The organism is uncultured Mycobacterium sp., from assembly GCF_964249325.1.
Classification (GTDB): domain Bacteria; phylum Actinomycetota; class Actinomycetes; order Mycobacteriales; family Mycobacteriaceae; genus Mycobacterium.
Genome location: NZ_CAXUCH010000170.1, coordinates 1 through 7220 on the forward strand (window position 1 = coordinate 1; position 7220 = coordinate 7220).

General features: G+C 67.4%; 7 protein-coding genes. 3 read left to right on the forward strand and 4 right to left on the reverse strand.

Annotated features, from left to right (window positions below):
* From ttfA to ACFE99_RS18245, 4 genes are all read right to left on the reverse strand, one after another.
* A partial coding sequence (gene ttfA, locus ACFE99_RS18230; RefSeq protein WP_375487716.1) for a trehalose monomycolate transport factor TtfA occupies positions 1–637 on the reverse strand: 637 nt, incomplete at its 3' end.
* A gap of 158 nt (positions 638–795) precedes the next feature.
* Positions 796–3342, reverse strand: coding sequence for an ATP-dependent chaperone ClpB (gene clpB / locus ACFE99_RS18235; protein WP_375487718.1), 2547 nt, complete (start codon positions 3340–3342; stop codon positions 796–798).
* A gap of 160 nt (positions 3343–3502) precedes the next feature.
* On the reverse strand, positions 3503–3949 hold the full coding sequence (locus ACFE99_RS18240; protein ID WP_375487720.1) for an SRPBCC domain-containing protein: 447 nt from the start codon (positions 3947–3949) through the stop codon (positions 3503–3505).
* A complete protein-coding gene (locus tag ACFE99_RS18245) occupies positions 3946–4284 on the reverse strand; it encodes an ArsR/SmtB family transcription factor (RefSeq protein ID WP_375487722.1) in 339 nt (112 codons plus the stop codon). The genes ACFE99_RS18240 and ACFE99_RS18245 overlap by 4 nt, the downstream gene beginning before the upstream one ends.
* 57 nt (positions 4285–4341) lie before the next feature.
* Between ACFE99_RS18245 and ACFE99_RS18250 the strand changes: the two genes are divergently transcribed.
* From ACFE99_RS18250 to ACFE99_RS18260, 3 genes are all read left to right on the forward strand, one after another.
* Positions 4342–5013: a GAP family protein gene (locus ACFE99_RS18250; RefSeq protein WP_375487724.1), complete on the forward strand. Its 672-nt coding sequence runs from the start codon at positions 4342–4344 to the stop codon at positions 5011–5013.
* An 81-nt stretch (positions 5014–5094) separates the two neighbouring features.
* Entirely contained in the window at positions 5095–6261 is a 1167-nt protein-coding gene (locus ACFE99_RS18255) for an FAD-binding oxidoreductase (RefSeq protein ID WP_375487726.1), read from the forward strand.
* Positions 6262–6286: 25 nt separating this feature from the next.
* Positions 6287–7177 carry an aldose 1-epimerase gene (locus ACFE99_RS18260; protein WP_375487728.1) on the forward strand — a complete coding sequence of 297 codons (891 nt, stop codon included), beginning with the start codon at positions 6287–6289 and terminating at the stop codon, positions 7175–7177.
* Positions 7178–7220 lie beyond the last annotated feature (43 nt).

Sequence of the window (7220 nt, forward strand, 5' to 3'; positions counted from 1 at the left end):
GGCGGGGCGCAGGCTGCGACGTCTGTTGCGGCACCGGCGGCAACACCCGCAGCAGGTCGTTGAACTGGCGCACGGTGCGCAGGCCCTCGTCCCATTCGGCGCGGCCGCTGGTGACCGGCATGCTCACCAAGGTCCAGTTCTGCTCGTTCCACATGATCTCGGCGCAATCCGGCGCGGTGTGGGCGAAGGTGACCATGCGCCGGTCGCAGGCCCGTCGGGCGGCGTCGAGGTTGGTGGAGTACACCATTCGCGGCCCGATCGCTCCCAGCAGCCAAATGTCGCTTTCCCGCGGCTCTTTGAGGCCCTTGAGCCGCAGGTCGACCACGACGCTGGTGCCTACCTTGCGGTGCAGCGCGATCACCGTGGCGACTTCTTCGAGGTCGAAGATGTACACCGCCTCACCGCGGATCTGTCCAAGCACGACGTTGCGGGCCGGGATGTCACCGACCGTCGACATCACCCCGCGCTTCCAGCGCTGGGGCAGCTCGCTGTTCTCCGGTTCGTAGTCGAAGCCATGTGAGCGCGCCCATGATCTACGCCGCCTGCTGCGGCCTCGACGCCGATCGATGTCGACGTACAGCAGCACCGCCGCGCCGACAAAGCACAGCGCGGACAGGGTGAACCACAGGGGGACCATCCCGGCTAGCGTATCTGCTGTTAGCCCCGAACCGGGAATGTGAGCAGGTCACAACCAAATTAAGGTTTGCTAGTCAGCGCGTACAGTCGCCTCGCGACCAGACGCAAAAGCTCCCAATTTCGTTTTGAAATGGGAGCTTTTGCGTGTGGTGGGCAGCGTCAGCCCAGAATCAGTGAATCGCCGTCGGGGCTGACGTTGACCGGCACGGTGTCGCCGTCGTGCACCTGGCCGGACAGCAGCATCTTGGCCAACTGGTCGCCGATGGCCTGCTGCACCAGCCGCCGCAGCGGACGCGCCCCGTAGACCGGGTCGAACCCGCGTTGGGCCAGCCAGCGCTTGGCCGCCAGCGACACCTCCAGCTGCAACCGCCGCTGCGCCAGCCGCTTGCCCAGCTGAGCCAGCTGGATGTCGACGATCTGCACCAGCTCTTCGGGGTTGAGCCCGTCGAAGATCAGCACGTCGTCGAGCCGGTTGATGAACTCCGGCTTGAACGTCGCCCGCACCGCGGCCATCACCTGCTCATGCGTGCCGCCCGACCCGAGGTTGGACGTCAGGATCAGGATGGTGTTGCGGAAGTCGACCGTGCGGCCCTGCCCGTCGGTGAGCCGGCCCTCGTCGAGAACCTGCAGCAGCACGTCGAACACGTCCTGGTGGGCCTTCTCGATCTCGTCGAACAGCACCACCGTGTAGGGCCGCCGGCGCACCGCCTCGGTCAGCTGGCCGCCGGACTCGTAGCCGACGTAGCCGGGCGGGGCCCCGATCAGCCGTGCCACCGAGTGCCGCTCGCCGTACTCGCTCATGTCGATGCGCACCATCGCGCGCTCGTCGTCGAACAAGAACTCGGCCAGCGCCTTGGCCAGCTCGGTCTTACCGACACCGGTCGGGCCGAGGAACATGAACGCCCCGGTCGGCCGGTTCGGGTCGGACACGCCGGCCCGAGAACGCCGCACGGCGTCAGAAACCGCTGTCACCGCCTTCCGTTGCCCGACGACCCGCTTGCCCAGTTCGTCTTCCATCCGCAGCAGCTTGGCGGTCTCGCCTTCCAGCAGCCGCCCGGCCGGGATGCCGGTCCACGCCGACACCACCTCGGCGATGTCGTCGGGGCCGACCTCTTCCTTGAGCATCATGGCCTCGCGGGCCTGCGCTTGCGGCAGCGCGGCCTCGAGCTTCTTCTCCACCTCGGGGATGCGCCCGTAGCGCAGCTCGGCCGCCTTGGCCAGGTCGCCGTCCCGCTCGGCGCGCTCGGATTCGCCGCGCAGCGTTTCCAGCTGTTCCTTGAGCTCACGAACTGTGTCGATGGCGCTCTTCTCGTTCTGCCAGCGGGTGGTCAGCTCGGCCAGCTTCTCCTTCTGGTCGGCCAGCTCGGAGCGCAGCTTCTCCAGCCGCTCCTTGGAGGCGTCGTCCTCCTCTTTGGCCAGCGCCATCTCCTCGATCTCCAGCCGGCGCACCAGCCGCTCGACCTCGTCGATCTCGACGGGCCGGGAGTCGATCTCCATCCTCAACCGCGACGCGGCCTCGTCGACCAAGTCGATGGCCTTGTCCGGCAGGAACCGCGCGGTGATGTAGCGGTCGGATAGCGTGGCCGCTGCGACCAGCGCCGAGTCGGTGATCCGCACACCGTGGTGCACCTCGTAGCGGTCCTTCAGGCCGCGCAGGATGCCGATGGTGTCCTCCACCGACGGCTCGCCCACATACACCTGCTGGAAGCGGCGCTCCAGCGCAGCGTCCTTCTCGATGTACTTGCGGTACTCGTCGAGCGTGGTGGCGCCCACCAGCCGCAACTCACCGCGCGCCAGCATCGGCTTGATCATGTTGCCGGCGTCCATCGAGCCTTCTCCGGTCGCGCCGGCGCCCACGATCGTGTGCAGCTCGTCGATGAACGTGATGATCTGCCCGGCGGAGTTCTTGATGTCCTCAAGCACCGCCTTCAGCCGCTCCTCGAATTCGCCGCGGTACTTCGAGCCAGCGACCATCGACCCCAGGTCCAAGGCGATGATCGTCTTGTCGCGCAGGCTTTCCGGCACGTCGCCGGCGACGATGCGCTGGGCCAGGCCCTCCACGATCGCGGTCTTACCGACACCAGGCTCACCGATAAGCACGGGGTTGTTCTTGGTGCGACGGGAGAGCACCTGCACCACCCGGCGGATCTCGGTGTCACGGCCGATAACCGGGTCGAGCTTGCCCTCGCGGGCTTGGGCCGTCAGGTTGGTCGAGTACTTCTCCAGCGCCTGGTAGGTGGCTTCCGGTTCCGGGCTGGTCACCCTGGCGCTGCCGCGCACCTTGACGAACGCCTCCCTCAACGCTTGCGGGGACGCGCCGTGGCCGTTCAGCAGCTTTGCGACGTCGGAGTCGCCGGTGGCCAGGCCCACCATCAGGTGCTCGGTGGAGACGTACTCGTCGTCCATCTCGGTGGCCAGCTGCTGGGCAGCCGTGATCGCTGCCAGCGACTCGCGGGACAGCTGCGGTTGCGAGCTGGCCCCGGTGACCTGGGGTAACCGGTCGATCAGGCGCTGGGCTTCAGCACGGATGGTGGCGGGCTCGACGCCGACTGCCTCCAGCAGCGGCGCAGCGATCCCGTCGTTCTGCGTCAGCAGCGCCAACAGCAGATGAGCGGGCCGAATCTCGGGATGCCCGGCGGCCGATGCCGCCTGTAGCGCCGAGGTCAGCGCCGCCTGAGTCTTGGTAGTCGGGTTAAAAGAGTCCACGACACCTCCAATCGGGTACCTTAAAAATGCTTGTCGTGTACTTCAACGCCGTCAAGGTTGAGTCTGTTCCGCTCAACTCTGGCCATTTTTGTGTGCCGACTGTGCAGGTTGTGGTAGCCAAACCGGCGTGACGGCACCCATAAGCCGCACAGTCGACGCGCTAACCGTCGAGCAGCTTGCCAAGCTGTGCAGCGATGCGGATCCACCCGTTGCCCATGATGCTCCGGGACCGCTGCTGGACGTCGTTGTCGGGGTCGAAGCCGGTGTGCCGCAAGATGACCCGCGTACCGGTTCCCTGCGGGTGCAAGGTCCATGTCGCCACCCAGGCCGGCGGCTTGTCCGAGTGCGTGTCAGCCCAGCTGATGGCCAGCTGCCGGCCGGGCACCACAGCGAGGACTTCGCACGCGACCTCACCGGAGAAGCCCACCGACGGCATCCGTTGGCCCTGGAAAGTGAACCGGGTGCCGACCACCGGCGCGAATCCGCTCGGGGCCATCAGCCAGCGCGCAATCAGCTCCGGCGTGGTCAGCGCCTGCCACACCCGTTCGGGCGGATGCGGATAAAACTGGTCGACCTCGATGACGGTGGGGTCGGCGGCGCGGGTCATGAATCCTCCATCTCGTCGAGCACTTCGCCCAGCGCGGCCAGCCGCTGGCGCCAGAACCGTTCGTAGGGACTGAGCCACGTCGAAATGTCCTGCAGTGGTGCGGGATTGACGCGGTAGCGACGAAACCTGCCCTGTTTGTCTTCGGCGACCAGCCCGCAGTCGCGCAGCACTTTGAGGTGCTCGGACACGCTGGGCCGGGCCATATCGAAGCGCTCGGCGATCTTGACCACAGTGCGCTCGCCGCCCAGCAACATGTCGAGGATGTCGCGGCGGGTCGGGTTGGCCAGCGCCGCGAAGACGGCATCGGTCCGGCCGGCCTTGGCACGCGGAGGCATGCCCGCCATATTAGGTAGGATTTTCCCTACCTGTCAATGGTCGGCTACGGTTCTGGCGTGGCAGCCAGCTGGGGTTCGGCGCTGACCGGGCTTGTTTCCCTCGCGCTCGTCATCGCCCTCTCACCGCTGTCGGTCATCCCGGCGGTGCTGGTATTGCAGACGCCGCGGGCGCGGGCCGGCAGCCTCGCCTTCCTGGCCGGCTGGTTAGCGGCGCTGGTTGCGCTGACGGCGATCTTCGTCGCGGTTTCCGGGCTGCTCGGCGGCCTGCACAAGTCGCCGCCGACGTGGGCGCCGTGGCTGCGCATCGTTGTCGGAGCAGCGCTGATCATCTTCGGTCTCGTCCGGTGGCTGACCCGCCAGCGCCACACCCGGACACCGGGCTGGATGCGGTCAATGACCAATCTCACTCCCACTCGGGCAGCAGCGACCGGGGCGGTATTGGCCATCGTGCGACCCGAGGTGCTGTTCGTCTGCGCAGCGGCGGGTTTGGCGATCGGCAGCGCTGGGCTGGGCGTCAGGCGCGCGTGGATATCCGCGGCGATCTTCGTCGCCCTGGCCGCCTCGACTGTGGCGGTGCCGATACTGGCCTACGCCGCAGCCGGTCACCGCCTCGACGATCCGCTGGCCCGGCTCAAGGAGTGGATGGAGCGCCACCACGCCGCGCTGCTCGCCGGCATCTTCGTGGTGATCGGGTTGCTGGTGCTGTACAAGGGAATCCACGCCCTGTAGCGCGCCGACAGCCGACGAGCGCCGGGATCCTGCGCTTCGCGATCTCCGGGCTGCCCGCTCCAGGCTCTAAAATCGTCGCCCGTGGGCCTAGAAGACCGGGATGCGCTGCGGATTTTGCATGCCGCCTTTAACGAAGGGGCCCCGGGCGACGAATTGATCCGTCGCTTCTACACCCGCTGGTTTGCTCTCGACGTCTCGCTGCGTGACAAGTTCCCTCCCGATATGACCGCCCAGCGCGCGGCCTTCGCGCATGCCCTGAACTGGGTGTACGGCGAGCTGGTGGCCCAGCGCGCCCAGGAGCCGGTGCAGTTTTTGGCCCAGCTGGGCCGCGACCACCGCAAATACGGCGTCACCGAAGCGCATTACGAGACGCTGCGTCGGGCGTTGTACGGGACGCTGCGCAGCGATCTGGCCGACGAGTGGACCGATGCCGTCGACGAGGCCGCCCGCCAATCACTAAACCTGATCACCGGCGTGATGAGCGGTGCCGCCGATGCCGACCATGGGCCCGCCTGGTGGGACGGCACAGTGATCGAGCACCTGCGAGTGTCACGCGATCTGGCGGTCGTCCGGCTGCGTCTGGACCGCCCGCTGCACTACCACCCCGGCCAGTACGTTCACGTCTCGATCCCGCAGTGCCCGCGGCGGTGGCGTTATCTCACCCCGGCCATCCCGCCCGACGAGAGCGGCGCCATCGAATTCCATGTCCGGGCCGTTCCGGGCGGTCTGGTCAGCACGGCGATCGTCGGCGAAACGCAGCCCGGAGACCGCTGGCGGCTGTCTAGCCCGCACGGCGGGTTGCACGTCGACCGCGACGGCGGTGACGTGCTGATGGTGGCCGGCAGCACCGGGCTGGCCCCGCTGCGCTCGATCATCATGGACCTCACCCGCTGGGCCGATAACCCGCGGGTGCACTTGTTCTTCGGTGGCCGCTACCCGTGCGAGCTCTACGACCTGCCGACGCTGTGGCAGATCGCGGCGCAAAATCCGTGGCTCTCGGTCTCGCCGGTGTCGGAGTACACCGCTAACCCGGCCTGGGCCAGCGAGTATCCCGACGTCACACCGCCGCGCGGCTTGCACGTGCGCCAGACCGGCCGGCTGCCCGAAGTGGTGACGAGATATGGCAGCTGGAGCGATCGGCAGATCCTGATCTGTGGCGGACCTGGCATGGTGCACGCCACCAAGGCCGCACTCATCGCGAAAGCCGCACCGCCACAGCGTATTCAACACGACCCGCTCTGTAGCTAGATCGCAGAGCACTAGGCTGGCGGGCGTGCACATCGTCACGCTGCGCGACCCGTCGGCGCCGCTGGTGGCACAGTATGCGCCCAGCGCCGGCATGATCGGTATCTCACTGACCGATTCGGGGGTCGAGCTACTCGGCCAGCGCGCGGGCTTGGACGCCTATCTGGCAGCCGGCAAGACGATGGGCATCCCGATCCTCTACCCGTGGGCCAATCGGCTCGGCGGGCGTAGCTACACCGTTCGCGGTGAAGAAATCACGCTGGCAGCTGATGCGTTCGGCGTCCGCACGGACCCGAACGGCCTGCCGCTCCACGGCTTGCTGGCCGCCTACCCGGCCTGGCGGGTGATGACGGAGTCCGCGAACGAGCTCACCGCCGAGTTGGACTTCGCCGCCGACTCGGCACTTCTGGCCAGCTTTCCGTTTCCGCATCTGCTGGTGGTGCGGGTCACGCTTGCCGATCGCTCGCTCAGCGTCCGCAGCACGGTGTCTGCTATCGGCGACAAGCCCGTGCCGCTGTGCTTCGGCTTTCACCCGTATCTGCAGCTGCCTGAGGTGCCGCGGGCCGAGTGGGTCGTCGAGACACCGCGGCTGCGGCATCTTCTCCTCGACGAACAAGGCCTGCCGACAGGTGAGTTCGAGGAACAACCACCGATCCGTGAGAGCCTGGGCGACAAGACGTTCGACGACGGCTACGACGAGGTGCCCGAGGGCGCAGTGTTCGCGGTCTCCGGCGGCCGGCGCCGCATCGAGGTGCACTTCGAACAGGGGTATCCGGCGGCGCAGATCTTCGCGCCCCCCGGTGAAGACGTAGTGTGTTTCGAGCCGATGGCCGCGCCGACCGACGCGCTGCGCCGCGGCGGCTACCGCTGCGCGCACCCCGGTCATCCGGCGGTCGCGGTGTTCTCAATCCACGTGTAGCCCGCGGCGAGCAGACGCAAAAGCACCCGTTTCGCAATGAAAT

Excerpts from the sequence above, each read along its gene's own strand:
- ACFE99_RS18240 (WP_375487720.1), bottom strand. The coding sequence starts at position 3,949 with ATGACCCGCGCCGCCGACCCCACCGTCATCGAGGTCGACCAGTTTTAT.
- ACFE99_RS18245 (WP_375487722.1), bottom strand. The coding sequence starts at position 4,284 with ATGCCTCCGCGTGCCAAGGCCGGCCGGACCGATGCCGTCTTCGCGGCG.